Annotated in this window: 13 protein-coding genes and 1 tRNA gene; 11 read left to right on the top strand and 3 right to left on the bottom strand. The window is 52.4% G+C overall.

The window, feature by feature from the left end; translation table 11 throughout:
* Positions 1–207: 207 nt before the first annotated feature.
* Both BDI_RS07540 and BDI_RS21030 read right to left on the bottom strand, forming a co-directional pair.
* Positions 208–2,364 carry a BT4734/BF3469 family protein gene (locus tag BDI_RS07540; protein WP_011966483.1) on the bottom strand — a complete coding sequence of 719 codons (2,157 nt, stop codon included), beginning with the start codon at positions 2,362–2,364 and terminating at the stop codon, positions 208–210.
* A gap of 119 nt (positions 2,365–2,483) precedes the next feature.
* On the bottom strand, positions 2,484–2,828 hold the full coding sequence (locus BDI_RS21030) for a hypothetical protein (protein ID WP_005855952.1): 345 nt from the start codon (positions 2,826–2,828) through the stop codon (positions 2,484–2,486).
* 163 nt (positions 2,829–2,991) lie between these two features.
* Here BDI_RS21030 and BDI_RS07530 point away from each other — a divergent pair, with 163 nt between their 5' ends.
* The 11 genes from BDI_RS07530 (at position 2,992) to BDI_RS07480 (ending at position 16,882) form a co-directional block, all read left to right on the top strand.
* Positions 2,992–3,684 carry a hypothetical protein gene (locus tag BDI_RS07530; protein ID WP_005855955.1) on the top strand — a complete coding sequence of 231 codons (693 nt, stop codon included), beginning with the start codon at positions 2,992–2,994 and terminating at the stop codon, positions 3,682–3,684.
* Positions 3,681–6,434 (top strand): TonB-dependent receptor, encoded by a 2,754-nt coding sequence (locus BDI_RS07525; protein WP_011966482.1) that lies wholly within the window; start codon positions 3,681–3,683, stop codon positions 6,432–6,434. The genes BDI_RS07530 and BDI_RS07525 overlap by 4 nt, the downstream gene beginning before the upstream one ends.
* Before the next feature lie 12 nt (positions 6,435–6,446).
* Complete coding sequence (locus BDI_RS07520) at positions 6,447–7,607, top strand: DUF4249 domain-containing protein (RefSeq protein ID WP_009017809.1); 1,161 nt, start codon at positions 6,447–6,449, stop codon at positions 7,605–7,607.
* Positions 7,608–7,617: 10 nt separating this feature from the next.
* Positions 7,618–9,300 (top strand): hypothetical protein, encoded by a 1,683-nt coding sequence (locus tag BDI_RS07515; protein WP_011966481.1) that lies wholly within the window; start codon positions 7,618–7,620, stop codon positions 9,298–9,300.
* 55 nt (positions 9,301–9,355) lie between these two features.
* Positions 9,356–9,565: a DUF6722 family protein gene (locus BDI_RS07510; protein ID WP_005855965.1), complete on the top strand. Its 210-nt coding sequence runs from the start codon at positions 9,356–9,358 to the stop codon at positions 9,563–9,565.
* Between the two features lie 175 nt (positions 9,566–9,740).
* A complete protein-coding gene (locus tag BDI_RS07505; protein ID WP_009017811.1) occupies positions 9,741–10,763 on the top strand; it encodes a threonine aldolase family protein in 1,023 nt (340 codons plus the stop codon).
* A 14-nt stretch (positions 10,764–10,777) separates the two neighbouring features.
* Positions 10,778–12,664, top strand: coding sequence for an endonuclease/exonuclease/phosphatase family protein (locus BDI_RS07500; RefSeq protein ID WP_011966480.1), 1,887 nt, complete (start codon positions 10,778–10,780; stop codon positions 12,662–12,664).
* 8 nt (positions 12,665–12,672) lie between these two features.
* Positions 12,673–13,998 carry a nucleobase:cation symporter-2 family protein gene (locus BDI_RS07495; protein WP_011966479.1) on the top strand — a complete coding sequence of 442 codons (1,326 nt, stop codon included), beginning with the start codon at positions 12,673–12,675 and terminating at the stop codon, positions 13,996–13,998.
* A 6-nt stretch (positions 13,999–14,004) separates the two neighbouring features.
* On the top strand, positions 14,005–14,571 hold the full coding sequence (gene xpt, locus BDI_RS07490; RefSeq protein ID WP_005855972.1) for a xanthine phosphoribosyltransferase: 567 nt from the start codon (positions 14,005–14,007) through the stop codon (positions 14,569–14,571).
* A 10-nt stretch (positions 14,572–14,581) separates the two neighbouring features.
* A complete protein-coding gene (locus tag BDI_RS07485) occupies positions 14,582–14,995 on the top strand; it encodes a PaaI family thioesterase (RefSeq protein ID WP_005855973.1) in 414 nt (137 codons plus the stop codon).
* 27 nt (positions 14,996–15,022) lie between these two features.
* On the top strand, positions 15,023–16,882 hold the full coding sequence (locus tag BDI_RS07480; RefSeq protein WP_011966478.1) for a serine hydrolase: 1,860 nt from the start codon (positions 15,023–15,025) through the stop codon (positions 16,880–16,882).
* A 195-nt stretch (positions 16,883–17,077) separates the two neighbouring features.
* Here BDI_RS07480 and BDI_RS07475 read toward each other — a convergent pair.
* Positions 17,078–17,149, bottom strand: a tRNA-Met gene (locus BDI_RS07475).
* Positions 17,150–17,216: the final 67 nt, after the last annotated feature.

Here is a 17,216-nt window from a genome sequence, read left to right as displayed (position 1 = left end):
GGTCATGTTTCTTAATCCCGGCGAATATCGGTGCCGGGGTTAGGGCGCAAAAGGCGCATCTTTACGTGCCTATATAAAACTTTTCTTGTAAATATATTTTTTCATCACACTGCTATAGTGTGATATATATTTATTTTTTTGTAAAATGTTTTTCCAGACACTGTTTTTTGCGCCTTTTGCGCCCTGCTCATTTTAGAAAGTCAGTTTTTATTCCGGCTTATCTTCTTGACCTTTAAAGATATCATTCTCCTTTTGGGCTCTATCCTCTTCCTCTTGCCTAGGGCGCAAAAAATTGGCTTTTACCTGTTCCGAGGTGATCTCGGCGACCTCAAACAGTAGTTTTCCTCTAGTTTTCGTGAGCTTAAAACCGTGTTTTTTCAGCACCTTGCTCAACGTAACTATATTGGAACGTGTCGGCGTGATACGTGTAAATACACTTAGTTTCGTCATAATATCGCTCGCCGTAAGATACTGTGGCGTGTCAAAACGCTCCGGTTTGCGGAAATAGGTGAAGAACAATTCCTCCTCGGGGCTTCGCTGGCGGAAGGTCTCGTTGTTCTCGTTGATCTTCCGGATGTCTTCGCCGGAGAACCAGTATTTCTCGCCCCGGCGGAAGAGGGCGAGAGCTTGGGCGTAGATGTCGGCGTGTCGCACGGGCGACTGGTAATCGATCCGTGTGGCCTCGAAGCAGAGGAAGCGGCGAGACTCGTTATCGTCCGGCAGCGATTGCAAGTCGTTCACCGTGGCGGCGAAGGAGGCGTGGCGTATCTGCGTCTCGGCATAGTGTCCGTACGGGCGGCGCAGGTAGATGACCCCTGTGGAGGTGAGCGCCTTGAGGCGGTTCAGATCGGCGTAGCTCTGGCCGGACATCTCGTCGATGACGATCAAGAGGCAGTCCACCATCATCTGCGGGAAACCCTTGCTATACGGATTGACATTGCCCGTGAAAAGATAGTCCCGCAGCTCGGGCGGCACGAGGTTCCGCAGCCACGAGGTCTTGCCCAGCCCCTGCCCGCCGGCCAGTAGCAGGATGGTATGGTTTTCCACGCCTAACTCCATGGAGCCGGCCACTTGCGCGATAAGCCAGCGCTTGAGGCAATCCCGCCAGAAGGCGGGCCGGGTGGTGCCCACGGTATCGGCCAGCTGCCCGATCCAGTCCGTCACCCCGTCCCACGGGGCCAGCCCCTCGAAATACGTGCGGAAAGGGTGGAACGTCTCGCTGAAGTCCGACATCAGTATGGCCCGGATGTCGTTATGCGAGCAGTAGTGGCCGTCCTTCAGGAGACTCCGCCAGAGCGAGTTCACCCAGTAGTCGGTCACCGGCTTGAAGACCGGCTTTTGACCGTTCCGCTTTTTCTTCGTGGCTACCTCCACGTACCCCCTCACGCCGTTCTTGCGGGTGAGGAAACGCTCGGATATATAATTCTCCACGGCGACCACGTCCAGCGGGCCCCCGCCCTTTTTCCGGGAGGTGGCGGCGCTCGTCTCGGCGGCGTGCTCCTCCACGTGGCTGTAGGCGCTCTCGATGGCGGCGAGGCGCTCCTCCGCCGGCAAGTCGGCGAAGGCGGTAGCGGCGTAAGCCTCCATCTCGGCCCGCTTCACGCCCAGCCGGTTCGCCCGTGCGGCCATGACGAAGATGAAGTTATTGCGGTTGCCCTCGGCGTAGAGGCCTTTCCGCTCGGCGGTCCGGCGTGCCTTCTCCAGTGGCGATGCCACCTTCCTTTCCTTCGCCCCGGGAGCCGTCTCGCTAACCTCCTCCTTCCAAGTAAGGGGTAGCGGGGCGAGGCCCTCCGGTAGCTCGCCGGTACCCTCCAGCCAAGGGCGGTAGGCAGGCGAGAAGTATAGGGCGGGATCGTCCGATACGAAGCAAAGCCGCCCGATGTCGCTGCCCGAGGTATCCAGCTCCACGCCGAGCCGGGCGGCGTACCAACGGCTCATGGCCTCGTAGACCCTCCGGTGATTGCCCGGCGTGGCGGTCTCGTCCGTGGCGGCGTAGGCGATGAGTTTCGCCCCGTCGCCGCTGGGACTGCGGAAATACGCCACGGTGTAGGGCGCTTCCGTGGCGAGCGGGGTGATACGCTCCAGCTCCCGTTCCCCTACGTGGTCGATGTCGAGTACCACCAATTGGTTATAGCGGGTGATGTGAGGGTCGAGGCGTTTCCCGGAGTAGGTGGCCTGTGGGGTGAAAGCGGGCAGTTTTTTCTTTAGCTTGGCGGCCAGTTCCTTATCGCCCGACGCTAGCGCCTCCCGCGTCTCGTCGATGAGCTGCTTGTACGTTCCTCTTTGGATGTTTTCCAGTACGCCCGCTAGCGAGGCGTCTCCTTTGTATCGTCCGAAAAGGGCGAATAATGACGTGTTTATCATACTATATTTTTAAGTGATAAAAAAAGAGCCAGTGTCTCTGGCTTGATGCCGCTAAGGTAGGGAGGCGCTTTGGGACGCCTCCCAAGTTTTAACTTTTGTTGTGAAAAACGGGAAGCTTGTTATTCATGCGCTTTCCCGTATTCCTCCTGCGCCGTCGAGAGGATGCTCCGGAAGCTCCTTGGCTCCGGGCAGCCGTTGGGGTGTATCTCGAACACCTCGTCCAGCGCCCGTATCATGGCTTCCCGGTTCGTCTGCCCGTTCACCCGGAAACGTTGGTCATCGAGGATGGGCAGCGTCAGCCGCACGAAGTCTTTCACGGAGCCCGTGTAGATGATCTTCTCCCGTTTAACCAGATCCTCCTCCGGCTGGTAGTCTTTAAACAACTTATGCGCCCCTTTTGCGTCTTTTTTCAAGTCCACCCATGCCTTTTGGGCATTTTCCAAACTATCCAGCAGCTTTCTCACGCTTGTTTCCGCTTCCCGGAAACTGATTTTTTTTCATATATGATTAATTGTTAAAGTTAAAAACGTCGCAAAGGTATATTATCCACGTGATAATTCCTCGGAAGTTGTTGGTTTGTCGGATATATATGCTTACATTTGGCATGAAACTTTAAATCTGGATCTTATGAGAAAGCTTCTGGGGTTTTTATGCGTATGCGCGTTGGCTATCGTTACGGCTAGGGCACAAGATGCGGTGGATGACTATGTCTCTTCCGCCGCCGGCCAATCCGTGATTTACCATGGGAAGGAGCAATTAAAATATCCCACCTCGATAAGAAATCACCCCTATTTGAAGAGCGAGAAATACGTACCCGGGGATCTTAGCTTCGAAGGTATTCTTTACAAGGGCGTGAAAATGCGCTTAGACCTGTACAAGAATGAGTTATTACTGCTCTCTCCGGACAATCGCTATAATATCGTCTTGCCGAGCGATCGGGTAGACTACGCTGAGTTTCATGGGTACGATATCTTCTACAGGTATCCGGACGAGCGGTCGGGTAACCTGCCGGAAGGCTATTACCTACGGTTGCATGAAGGGAAGTGTACCGTGCTGGGGAAATGGTCTTGTATATTATCTAAGACGATAAAAGATATGCAGGTCGATGAATCCTTCGATCAGTCCGTAAAATATTATATCCGGAAGGAGGGTGTTTACTATACCGTGAGGAGCAAAGGCTCCGTGTTGAAGGTCCTCAAGTCCAAGAAAAAAGAGCTGGCCCGGTATATCAAGCGGCGAAAGCTGGATTTCAAGCACGCTCCCGAGGAAGCCATCGTAGCCGTGGTGAGACAGTATGAACAGTTAAACGAGATCCCATGAGAAAGAGCCTATATATCGGTATGGTAATGTGCCTGCTGTCCGGTTGGACGGCGAGGGCGCAGCGGACGGTCGATCTGGATTTCCGGCAAGTAACCTTAAATGTCGTGTTCGACGCTATCGAGCGGCAGACCGGACAGCCCGTCTACCGGCAACCCTTGGAGACGGACTCCATGGTCGTTAGCGTACACAGTGAGAAGGAAGAGCCCTTGGTGGCGTTGCGGCGTGCGTTGGAGGGAACTCCCTTCCAAGTATCCTCGTATGGCGGCGCCTTCTTTGTGTTGAGAGATAACACCTTGATGACCTCCCTGCCCGAGAACTTCTTCCTGCGGGAGAAGCGGAGAGAGGGCGATGGCGACGAGGAAGGCTCCGGTATCTCCCTGATGGCGGGCCGGAAGCAGCAGAAGGCTACCTCGGAGAACAAGGTCTACGAGATCGGCGACGCCTCGGGCAAGGCGGCGGACCGGGTCACGGTGACCGGCAATATCAGCGATTTCAAGACCGGCGAGCCGATGGTGGGCGTGGCCGTGTTCGTGAAGGACCCGATGATCGGGGCTACTACCGACGCTTACGGCTATTATACGCTGCGCCTCCCTCCCGGACGACACGAGCTGTACATACAAGGCATGGGCATGAAGGACACCCGGCGGCAGATCATGCTCCATTCCGACGGCAAGCTGGATATCGAGCTGGAGGAACAGGTCTACACCTTGAAGGAGGTCACGATCTCCTCCGAGAAGATCGCCAACGTGCGGAATACGACGATGGGCGTGGAACGCCTGAAGGTGAAGGATATAAAGAATATCCCGATGGCGTTCGGCGAGGTGGATATCATGAAGGTAGTCATGTCGCTCCCCGGCGTGAAGGCGGTGGGCGAGGCCTCTAGCGGCTTTAACGTGAGGGGCGGGGCGACGGACCAGAACTTAATCCTCTTCAACGACGGGACGGTCTATAACCCGACCCACCTGTTCGGCTTCTTCTCCGTCTTCAACCCCGACGTGGTGAAGGACATGGAGCTGTACAAGAGCAGCATCCCCGCCAAGTATGGCGGACGTATCTCCTCCGTGCTCGACATCAACAGCCGGGAGGGTAACAAGAAGGAGTTCAAGGGATCGGCGAGCATCGGCTTGCTGACCAGCCGCCTTACCTTGGAGGGGCCTCTCTTCTCCGAGAAGACCTCCTTTATCGTGGGCGGACGTACCACTTACTCGGACTGGATCTTGAAGAAACTCCCCGAGAAGAGCGGCTATAAGGATGGCAACGCCGGGTTCTACGACCTGAACGCCACGATCAACCATAAATTCGACGAGCGGAACAACCTCTATCTGAATGGCTACTACAGCCACGACCGTTTCCGCTTTAACGTGGATGAGCGATATGCCTACGAGAACGCCAACGCCTCGGTGAAATGGAGGCATATCTTCTCGGATCGTTTCACGGGGGTCCTCACCGCCGGCTACGACCATTATGGCTACAATACCCGTAATACGGATAACCCGGTGAACGCTTATTCCCTCGCTTTCCGTATCGACCAGATGTACGGGAAGATGGACTTCACGCATTACCTGAGCGATAAGCATACGCTGGATTTCGGCGCCAGCTCGTTGTTCTACGGCTTGGAGCCGGGGAAATACCTTCCCTATGGTGGGGAGTCGTTGGTGAAGGAGGACCGGATGGAGAAGGAGAAAGCGGTGGAGTCCGCTATCTATGTGGGCGATCGTTGGGATATCACCTCCCAACTCTCCTTGAACGTGGGAGTCCGTTATTCCATATTTAACGTATTGGGGCCCCGTACCTATAATCTCTATGCCGACGACCAGCTGCCTTCCTTGGCTACCGTGACGGGCACGGTGGATAAGACCGGGGCGTTCAAGACCTACCACGGGCCCGAGTTCCGCATATCCGCCCGCTACGCCTTTACCGAGGACTTCTCCGTGAAGGCCGGCTTTAATACGATGCGGCAGAATATCCATAAGCTATCCAACACGACCATCATGTCGCCCACGGATACGTGGAAGTTGAGCGACGCTAACATCAAGCCGCAGACGGGTATGCAAGTGGCCGCCGGGCTATACCGGAATTTCTTGAGCAATACAATCGAGGTCTCCTTGGAGGGATATTACAAGACGATGAAGGATTACCTGGATTACCGGAACGGCGCCGAGCTGCTGATGAACCACCACATCGAGACGGACGTGCTGAGGACCGAGGGGCGTGCCTATGGCGTGGAGCTGATGGTGAAGAAAACGCAAGGGAAGTTGAACGGCTGGGTAAGCTATACCTACTCTCGCACGCAACTGCGGCAGAACGACCCGATGATCGTGAATCCCGTGAACAAGGGGGATTGGTACGCCGCCGACTTCGATAAGCCGCACGACCTGAAGTTCGTGGGCAACTATAAGTTCACGCATCGTTTCAGCTTCTCGCTGAATTGCGACTATAGCACGGGACGGCCGATCACCTTGCCGGTCTCCAAATATCATTACGGGGGCGGTGAGTTTGTCTACTATTCGGACCGTAATCAATACCGCATCCCGGACTTTTTCCGGATGGACGCCTCGTTCAACATCGAGCCGAGCCACCACCTGACGTTGCTCACGCATAGCACGATCTCTTTCGGGGTCTATAACCTGACGGGGCGAAAGAACGCCTACTCGGTGTATTATATATCGGAGAACGGGAAATTAAAGGGATATAAGATGGCGATATTCGGGGTGCCTATCCCGTTTGTCTCTTATAATATTAAATTTTAGGGGGGAGTTGAGATGAGGAAAGAAGCGAAGATAAAAGATTCTATAAAAGGCTTTCATTGGTGGCTGGGGGCTTTGCTGTTGTTATTGTCCGCCTGTGTCACGGATTACGAGCCGAAGGGCTTGGAGCAGGTACGGGATTTGTTGGTCGTGGATGGTATCATCACGAATGGCGAGACTACGATAAAGCTCCGGAGAAGCGTGGGCCTGACCGACGATTTCACGGAGGATGAGTTCGTGAATAACGCCAAGGTGGTGGTGGAGCGTGAGGATGGAGCTGTTTTCACTTGCGCTAATTCTTCCGGGAAGGGAGAGTATAAGGTGGATATGGGAGAGCTGGACCCGGGTAGCCGGTACCGGCTACATATCTCGCTGGATGGGCTGGAGTATGAGTCGGACTATCTGGGACCGGAGATAACGCCTCCGATCGACTCTCTCTCCTTGCTGAAGAAGGGGCCGGGAGAGGAGGTCCGTCTCTGTGTGTCTACGCATAATGCCCCGGATCGATCCTCTTATTTCCGCTGGATGTATAAGGAGAATTGGGAGGTGAAGGCGGAGATCTTCATGGCCGCCGAGAAAATGGGTAATACGGTCGTAATATATGATTTACTTACATCGAATAATTGGTATTATTGCTGGGGGAAGGACAGCTCGAAGGTGATCTCCCTAGGCAGTTCCGATAGGCTGACGCAGAACGTGATCGCTAACAAAAGTATCGCCTCGTATCATCCCAGCGATCGCCGTTTCTCGATGTTGTATCATGCGGAGGTGGAACAATATGCGTTGCACCGGGAGGCTTACGACTACTATTTTAATTTGCAGAAGAACATAGAGGAGTCTGGTAGCTTGTTTGCCCCTATTCCTTCGGAGATGAAAGGGAATATCCGTTGCGTGACGGACCCGGAGGTTCCGGTGATCGGTTTCGTGGAAGTAGCGACAGTGACTCGCCTCAAGCGTTTCTTTCCGGAGATAGAGAAGGTATATGAGGCCGAGGTTACGGGCTGCGCAAGCACGATCGTACAGGGATCGGAATATGATAATAATCCGGATTACGGATATGTTTCCTATAATCCGATGAATGCGGAGAGTAATACGTATGCGCTGAAACGTTGTATGGATTGCGGCCGTTTTGGTTCGAAACAGAAGCCCTCTTGGTGGCCTACCAGTCATTTATAATTTAGTTGCTATGAAGAAGTCTATGATAAAACAATGTATCTTGTCGCTCCTCTGCCTTTTATGGGTGGGGCAAACGCTTCTCGCAGGGGAATTGCGAGAGCGGGTTTACCTGCAAACGGATAAGCAATTTTATCTGTCGGGCGAGCTTGTATGGATGAAATTCATTGCCACGGATTTGGACCAACGGTTATCCGACGTGAGCAAGGTCGGGTATGTGGAGCTTCTGGATAGCGCCTCGGCGGTCGTGCAAGCCCGACTCGTGCTGGAGAAGGGGGTGGGCGATGGTTGTCTGCAGTTGCCTTCTACCTTGCCGACCGGAAACTACCGGCTGGTGGCCTATACCCGTTATATGCGGAACGAGGGGGAGGAGGTCTTCTTTGAGAAGCCGCTGGCGGTGGTGAACACTTTCGTGACGAACGAGACCCTGCTGACGGATACTTTATTGCCCGCTTACTCTTTTACGAGGCGAGAGGACCCGGTTTCCGTATCACCGGACCGTATGACCTATGATACCCGTTCAGGGGGGGAGATCCGGATAAACGGCCTGCCCCCGGATCTACAGACCCTATCGGTCTCTATCGCCGGGATTGACTTGTATAAACCTTCCGCCCGGAGCGGTATCGTTGATTGGAAACAAAGCATGCCTACTACGGGATCATCGCCTGCCGATCGTAAATTCTTGGCAGAATACGAGGGGCCGATCCTGACGGGGAAAGTGATCGATCTGTCTACGGGCGAACCTTCGTCTAAAGAGGCGGTGAGGCCTTTATTGGGCTTTTCCGGGGGTGAGATCCGTCTTTTCGGGGGGCAACTGGGCCCTGCCGGGGAGGTGACTTTCTTTACGAGACACATATCCGGGACGCACGAGATCGTGACGGTGGCTTTATCCCCTTCCTCCTCTCGCTACCGGGTGGACATCGAATCTCCTTACGCTACGCATCCGGAGAAGGAGCTTCCCGCCTTGAGATTGAATCCCGCTTGGCAAGACGAGTTGGTGAAGCGGAGCGTGGGGCTACAGGTGTTGCATGCTTATCGGTCTGATTCCTTGGTTCGGGAAAAAGCGGAGAAGCCTTGGTTCCAGTGGCAACCGGATTGGAGTTATCTTTTAGATGAGTACACCCGTTTCACGACGATGGAGGAGGTCGTGATCGAGTTTATCCCCGGCCTTCGTTTCCGTAAGATGGATGGGGTTCGCCGGTTGGCGGTCCTGACCGAGGAGCGGATCGGGTATACGATCGGTAACTCATTGGTTTTATTGGATGGTATCCCCATCACCGATCACGAGATCATTTTTAAGTACGATCCCCTAAAAATCCGGAAGATCGATGTGTATAAAGGTAAGTACGTATTCGGTGGGCAGATATTCGACGGTATCGCCTCCTTCTCCTCTTACGAGCATAATTACCCGGGTCTGGTAGTCGATAACTCCACCCAGTTCTTTGATTATGAGGGCACGCAAGCCCAGCGCATCTTCTATATGCCCGCTTACCGGACAGAGGCCGAGAAGCGATCTCCCGTTCCGGATTTCCGCCATACCTTACTTTGGCGACCCGATATCCGGACAAACGGCGAGTCCTCTATATCCATCCCCTTTACCACCTCCGACCTGACCGGTGATTTCACCATCACCATCGAAGGCCTGACCCAAACCGGCGAGGCCCTCTACGCAACGGAACAATTTCAGGTAAAATAACGTGCGGTATGGATTATTCTATTTATCTTTGCCTTGACAAACAAAATATCTTACTATGAAAAAAGAAATCGGAAAATGGTTGATGGATATCGCTAAGTATGTAGTGACTGGCGGAATCATTAGCACATTCATCAGTAATTATCAACAGCAGAGTTGGATTATTTATATAAATGCGGCAATTGTTGCTATAATTACTTTTTGGGCGGGTACCCGCTATTTTAAGGAAGGAGAAAGGGCTGAAAACAGTAAAAAAAGGAGGAAATAGTTATGGGACCTTATTTATTCTTTTGTAGTATAGTGGTTATTCCTTGTGTCGTTTATCTGATATATTCATATACGCATACAAATAAGAATAACATAATGGATAGCGATAAATAGTTACTTGGATATCCTCATTCTCATCTTAAATCCGTACTTTTGGCGAAAAATCAGATTTAAAGATGAGAAGTTTCGCTAGTGACAACAATTCCGGCGTGCATCCCCGGGTAATGGATGCGATCATCAAGGCAAATGATAATCATGCGGTTGGATATGGTGATGATCCTTGGACAGAGGCCGCTACGAGTAAGATACAAGAAGTGTTCGGCAAGGATGCTTCTCCTTTTTTCGTGTTTAACGGGACGGGGGCGAACTCCGTGGCCCTGCAAGCCGTGACCCGTCCGTTTAATAGCATCCTGTGCGCCGAGACCGCCCATATCAACGTAGACGAATGTGGAGCCCCCGCACGGATGACCGGTTGCGCCATCGTCACGATTCCTACGACGGATGGTAAGCTGACACCGGAATTGATCCGTCCCCATCTGAAGAACTTCGGGGTTTGCCACCATTCGCAACCCAAGGCCGTTTATATCTCCCAAGTATCGGAATTAGGTACGATCTATACGATAGAGGAAGTGAAAGCGATCGCCGATCTCTTACATTCGTACGATATGTATCTGCATATGGACGGAGCACGCTTGGCGAACGCCTGCGCTTACCTGAATTGCTCGATGCGCCAAGTGACTGTAGACGCAGGCGTGGATATCTTGAGCTTCGGAGGCACGAAAAACGGTATGATGATGGGAGAGGCCGTGGTCTCGTTCCGCCCGGAGATCACGGAGAACCTGCGATTTTACCGGAAGCAATCCGCCCAGCTAGCCTCGAAGCTACGTTATCTCTCCGCCCAGTTCATCCCTTATCTGGAAAATAACCTCTGGTTGGAGAACGCTATGAAAGCGAATATCAGCGCCGCCAAGCTAGCGGACGTGCTACGACAATACCCGGAAATTCATTTTACGCAGAAGATCGAGTCCAACCAGCTCTTCTTCACGATCCCTGCCGAGGCGTTGAGGAAGTTGCAAGATAAATATTTCTTCTATATGTGGAACGAGGAGATCAACGAGGCCCGTCTCGTTACCTCTTGGGATACTTCCGGCGAGGATATCGCTGAGTTCGAGCAGTCATTGAAAGAGATATTCGGTTAAGGTATAGATATAAAATGAATATAAACATTAGATCGAATCCTATGAGGAAATGGTTTATTTGGGCGATCGTTATGATCGGATGTTTGCCCATAAATAAGGCATTGGCACAGCAAAGCGGCGATGCCGAGCGGAATACGTTGCGTATCATGAGCTATAATATCCGCAACGGAAGGGGCATGGATGAGGTGACGGACCTCGGGCGTATAGCGGACGCTATATGTAAGGTAGCCCCCGATGTAGTTGCCGTACAGGAGGTAGATAGCGTGACCGGAAGAAGCGGCGGGATCGACGTGCTCCGGACGTTGGGAGAACGCACCCTGATGTTCCCTACCTACGCCCCGGCCATCGACTTCGATGGCGGTAAATACGGAGTAGGTATGCTGAGCAAGGAGAAGCCGGTGAGCTACCGCTATATAGCCCTTCCCGGACGGGAGGAGGAACGGGTCTTGCTATGGGTCGAGTTTGAGAGATATATCTTCTGCTGCACGCACCTTTCCTTGACACCGGAAGACCGGATGCTCTCCTTGCCGATCCTTCGGCGGGAAGCAGCTTTCGCTCATAAGCCCCTGTTTATCGCCGGGGATTGGAACGCTACGGCGCATTCCCCCTTTATCACGGAAATCAGCAAGGATTTCCAGCTATTGAGCAATCCTAAACAGGCTACATTCCCGGCTTCCACGCCGGATAGCTGTTTGGACTATATAGCGGGTTATGTAAAGAATGGACAGCCCTTTACCCGTTTGTCCGCATGGGTTCCCGAAGAGGCGGTGGCATCGGATCATCGCCCGGTCGTAACGGAGGTTCGCCTGAAGGCCAAGCCGGAAGAGATCTTTTATGCGGCGCCCTATCTCCAAAATCCTACGGAGGGCGGTATAACGGTGATGTGGCAGACCCATGTCCCTACGTATAGTTGGGTAGAATACGGTACGGACACGCTGAATTTGAAGAAGGCCCGCACCATCGTGGACGGTCAAGTGATATGCAACGGCTTGCATAATAAGATTCGGCTGACGGACCTACGACCGGGGCAAACCTATTACTACCGGGTATGCTCGCAGGAAATCATGCTTTACCAAGCCTATAAGAAAGAGTTTGGCGAGACGGCGGTATCCCCGTTCTACACCTTCACGCTCCCTTCCGCATCCCAAAAGGATTTCACGGCCTTGATCTTTAATGACCTACATAAGCATATCCCGACCCTAGACGCCTTATACGGGCAAGTGCGTGATATCTCTTATGATTTCGTGGTATTTAACGGGGATTGTATAGACGATCCCGCCAATGAGAAAGAAGCTTTGTATCATTTGGCTTATTTATGCGGGAAGGTGGGCGCCAGTAATGTACCCGCTTTCTTCCTAAGAGGCAACCACGAGATACGCAACGCTTACTCGATCGGCCTGCGTGCCTTGTTTGACTATGTGGGCGATAAGACATATGGGGCGTTCAACTGGGGAGATACCCGTTTCGTCATGCTGGATTGCGGCGAGGATAAACCGGATAGCACATGGGTGTATTATGGCCTGAACGATTTCACCGGTCTCCGGAAAGATCAAGTGAGTTTCCTCTCGAAAGAATTGAACGGCAAGGAGTTTAAGCAAGCCTCGAAGCGGGTTTTATTGAACCATATCCCTATCTACGGAAACGGGGATGCCTATGAGCCTTGTCCGGAGCTTTGGGGAAGCCTGTTGGCGAAAGCCCCTTTCAACGTGAATATATCCGCCCATACGCATCAATACGCCTTCCACCCGAAAGGCTCGTTGGGAAACAACTTCCCGGTGATCGTAGGCGGGGGGTATAAGCTCGATTCGGCTACGGTGATGGTATTGCGGAAGAAAGGAAACGAGATGAGTGTACGGGTGTTGAACGCAAGAGGAGAGACCTTATTAGACTTGAAATTATAAGAGACAGTATGGATACGGATTTGATTTACGGGATCGATGACCGTCCGCCTTTGAAAGAGACGCTTTTTGCCGCCATCCAGCATCTACTGGCTATTTTCGTGGCGATCATAACACCTCCCTTGATTATCGCCGGGGCGCTGAAACTGGATCTGGAGACGACCGGTTTCTTGGTTTCCATGGCCCTATTCGCCTCCGGGGTATCCACATTCGTTCAATGTCGTAAATTAGGACCGGTCGGGGCGGGGCTGCTATGTATCCAAGGAACCAGCTTCTCGTTTATCGGCCCGATTATCACGGCTGGTTTGGCGGGAGGGCTTCCCCTTATTTTCGGCGTTTGTATCGCCGCCTCTCCGGTAGAGATGATCGTGAGCCGTACTTTTAAGTATCTGCGCTCGGTGATTACTCCCTTGGTATCGGGTATCGTGGTGTTGCTCATCGGCTTGAGCTTGATCAAGGTAGGAGTGGTCGCTTGCGGCGGGGGGTATACGGCTATGGATAACGGTACGTTCGGTAGTTTGCGTAATATTGGGGTAGCTGTGTGCGTCTTGTTGAGTGTCTTGTTCTTCAATCGTTGTAAGAACAAGTACTTGCGGATGAGTTCCATCGTACTGGGGTTGTGTATCGGTTATGCGATCGCTTTCGCCATGGGGATGGTGGATATGGAGGCTGTCTCCTCGCAAAACCTGAGAGGGTTTAATATCCCGGTTCCTTTCAAATATGGATTGGATTTTAATATCTCTTCATTCGTGGCGATCGCATTGATCTATCTGATCACGGCGATCGAGGCTACGGGGGATATTACGGCCAACTCGATGATATCGGGAAAATCGATCGAGGGAGAAGGGTACCTGAAGCGAGTCTCCGGCGGGGTGCTGGCGGATGGGGTGAACTCGTTTATCTCCGGTGTTTTTAACTCTTTCCCGAACTCTATCTTCGCCCAGAATAACGGGATCATCCAGCTGACGGGAGTCGCCAGCCGGTACGTAGGGTATTATATCGCAGGTATGCTGATCCTGTTGGGATTATTCCCGGTTGTCGGCGTTATCTTCTCCTTGATGCCCGATCCGGTGCTGGGAGGGGCTACCCTGCTGATGTTCGGTACGGTGGCGGCGGCAGGTATCCGTATTATCGCCGCCCAAGATATCAACCGGAAGGCCACGTTGGTGTTGGCGGTTAGTTTGTCCTTGGGGCTGGGGGTGGAGCTGATGCCGGATATTTTAGGGGCCGCCCCTCAGGTGATCCGTGGCATTTTCTCCTCCGGTATTACGACGGGGGGCTTGACGGCCATTCTGGCGAATTTATTTATACGTGTAAAAGAAGATCAAACAGAATAACAAATTATGGAATTATTGAAGCAACGCATCTTGCAAGACGGCCGCTGTTATCCCGGCGGTATCCTTAAAGTGGATAGTTTTATCAACCATCAAATGGACCCGATGTTGATGTATAAGATCGCCGAGGAATTTATCCGTCGCTTTCAAGATCGTAAGATTAACAAGATCGTGACCATCGAGGCGAGCGGCATCGCCCCGGCCATTATGGTGGGTTATATCATGCAGCTGCCGGTGGTCTTCGTAAAGAAGAAGAAACCGAAGACGATGGAGAACATGCTCTCTACCGTGGTCCATTCCTTCACGAAGGATCGTGACTATACGGTATGTATCAGCAATAATTTCCTGACTCCGGAGGATCATATCCTGTTTATCGATGATTTCTTGGCTTACGGAAACGCCGCCATGGGAATGGTCGAGTTGGCGGAGCAATCGGGAGCCGTGATCGAGGGTATGGGTTTTATTATAGAGAAGGCGTTTCAAGATGGTGGGAACCTGCTACGTGAAAAGGGCATACGTGTGGAGAGCCTCGCCATTATCGATAATCTGGATGATTGTAAGATAACGGTTCGTTAAAGGAAAAGATATGGATGAGAGAATAAAAGAAAAGTTGATTAACCGTGCGAAGACGAATCCTTATGTGAATTTTCTGGGGATCGACTTCACGGTTATCGAGGAAGGTCGTGTAGAGGCGCATATGCCCTTGCATGACGAGCAGAGACAATATAGCGGCGTGACGCATGGGGGTGTCTTGGCTGCTTTGGCGGATACGATCGCCGGTTTCGCCGCCTATACGATGACCCCGCTGGAGAAAGACGTGCTGACGGCAGAGTTGAAAATGTCTTTCTTACGGGCCGCTTGGGGTAATGAGCTGATCGCCAAGGGTACCGTGATCAAGGCGGGACGGAATATACATTTTTGTGAGTGCGAGATTTATTGCGACGATAAGTTGGTGAGCAAATCTTCCGGCACCTTTTGTGTGGTCCATCCCCAAGTATAGAAAAGATGTTACTTATTTATCAATATCATGAAGACTTCAAATGTAAAAAGAATCCTTTGCGGCTGCCTGTTGTTCGCCGCTACGTGGCCGGCATTCAGCCAGCCTGCCACGAATCCCCGCCTGATCATCCGTGCGGATGACATGGGGTCGTTCCGTTCCGCCAATATAGCGTGTATGGAAGGGTATAAGAATGGGGTGGAGACCTGTATAGAGGTTATGGTTGTCACCTCGTGGTTCCCCGAGGCCGCCCGGCTGTTGAGGGAGAACCCGGGGATAGATGTCGGGCTTCACCTGACGTTTACCAGCGAATGGGATAACGTGAAATGGCGTCCGCTGACGCATTGTCCCAGCTTGACCGATAGCAATGGCTATTTCTTGCCGATGATGTCTCCGAATTCCGCCTACCCGGGTCTGGCCATTCTGGAGAATACATGGAGCTTGGCCGAGATCGAGCAGGAGGCCCGGGCCCAGATAGAGATGGCCTTGAAGAACATTCCCCAGATCAGCCATATCTCCGGCCATATGGGATCGACCGGTTTCGATCCGGAGGTGGTGAAGCTGATGCGCCGCTTGTCCGAGGAATATCATCTGCCGGTCGTGGATCGGGTAGAGGCGATGCAGGAATATGATTTCACCTATTCCGGGTATGATGGAGCCTCCAAGACCCCGGCCGAGAAGGAGGCCAGTTTCATCCGGATGTTGGATAAGCTGGAACCCGGTAAACGCTATATGTTCTTGGATCACCCGGCCTTGGATAACGAGGAGATGAAAACCGTCGGGCATATCGGCTACGAGAACGTGGCGATGGACCGTCAAGGCGTGACCGATCTTTTTACCAGTCCGAAGGTGAAGCAAGCCTTGAAGGATAAGAACATAGACTTGATCAGCTATAACGACCTGACCAAGGAACTTCCTCGTGCGGAAGCCTCGAAAGCCTTGGATAAGGCATTTGGCAATTACCTGCGGGCGGTGAAAAAGGCGGATCAAGACTTACATAGTATCATGATCCTCCAGCATGGAAAGGTCGTAAAGGAGCAATGGCTGGGTGAGGGCGACCGCCATACGCCGCATATCTTGAACTCCGTTAGCAAGACCTTTACGGCTACGGCTATCGGTTTCGCCGTCGCGGAGGGTAAATTGAAGGTCACGGACAAGGTGATCTCCTTCTTCCCCGACCAATTACCGGCCGAGGTAAGCCCTTACTTGAAAGAACTGGAGATACGTCACCTATTGACCATGTCCTCCGGCCATGATGTCGATCCCACCGCTTTAGTACGGCAGGAGGGGAACGAGAAGGCCGATTGGGTAAAGATTTTCCTCTCGGCGCCGTTGGTACATAAACCGGGAACCTATTTCGTATACAACAGTCTCGGCACGTATATGCTTTCCGCTATCATCCAGAAGGTGACCGGTGAGAAGGTGATCAATTATCTCTATCCCCGTCTGTTCCGTCCGCTGGGTATCGTCGGCGCTACTTGGGAAGAGAGTCCCCAAGGCATCAATTGCGGCGGTTGGGGTTTGTATCTCAAGACCGAGGATCTAGCGAAAATGGGTCAGTTTTTCCTGCAAAAGGGAAAATGGAACGATAAGCAATTGCTTCCCGAAAGCTGGATAGAGGAAGCCACCACATCCAAGATAGCCTCTTTGCCCGCCGGTATGAGACCGGAGAACTTGAAGATGAAGCCGAAAGATAGCGACTGGTTGCAAGGCTACGGTTACCAGATGTGGCGTTGCCGCCATAACGCCGTTCGTGCTGATGGAGCCAATGGACAATACATTATTATATTGCCCGAGCAAGATGCGGTAATCGCCATGACTGCGAATATCGGCGATATGCAGGCCGAGATCAACTTGATATGGAAATATATCTTGCCTGCCTTGAGATAGGAACTGTAGGACCTACGTCCGGGAAACCAATAAGAGCCCCCGGACGTAAGCCTATGACTTGTTGGGCTTAAGCGAATGGTTTACGGTACGTAAGTCAATGGATTACGGGAAAAACTCAATGATTCCCACCCCGTAAACCATTGGGTTACGAAAAAAGAAAAGCCTTCTGGTCACAGACCGGAAGGCTTTTCTTAGTTGCGGAGGCAAGACTCGAACTTACGACCTTTGGGTTATGAGCCCAACGAGCTACCACTGCTCCACTCCGCGATATAGTTGCTATCATTTCTTGATTGCGAGTGCAAAGGTAGGGATATTTTCTTACAAAACAAATTTA

The sequence above is a fragment of the Parabacteroides distasonis ATCC 8503 genome (assembly GCF_000012845.1).
GTDB classification, from domain to species: domain Bacteria; phylum Bacteroidota; class Bacteroidia; order Bacteroidales; family Tannerellaceae; genus Parabacteroides; species Parabacteroides distasonis.
Note: the sequence above shows the minus strand (reverse complement) of the source record. Positions and strands in the feature narration are given on the sequence as shown.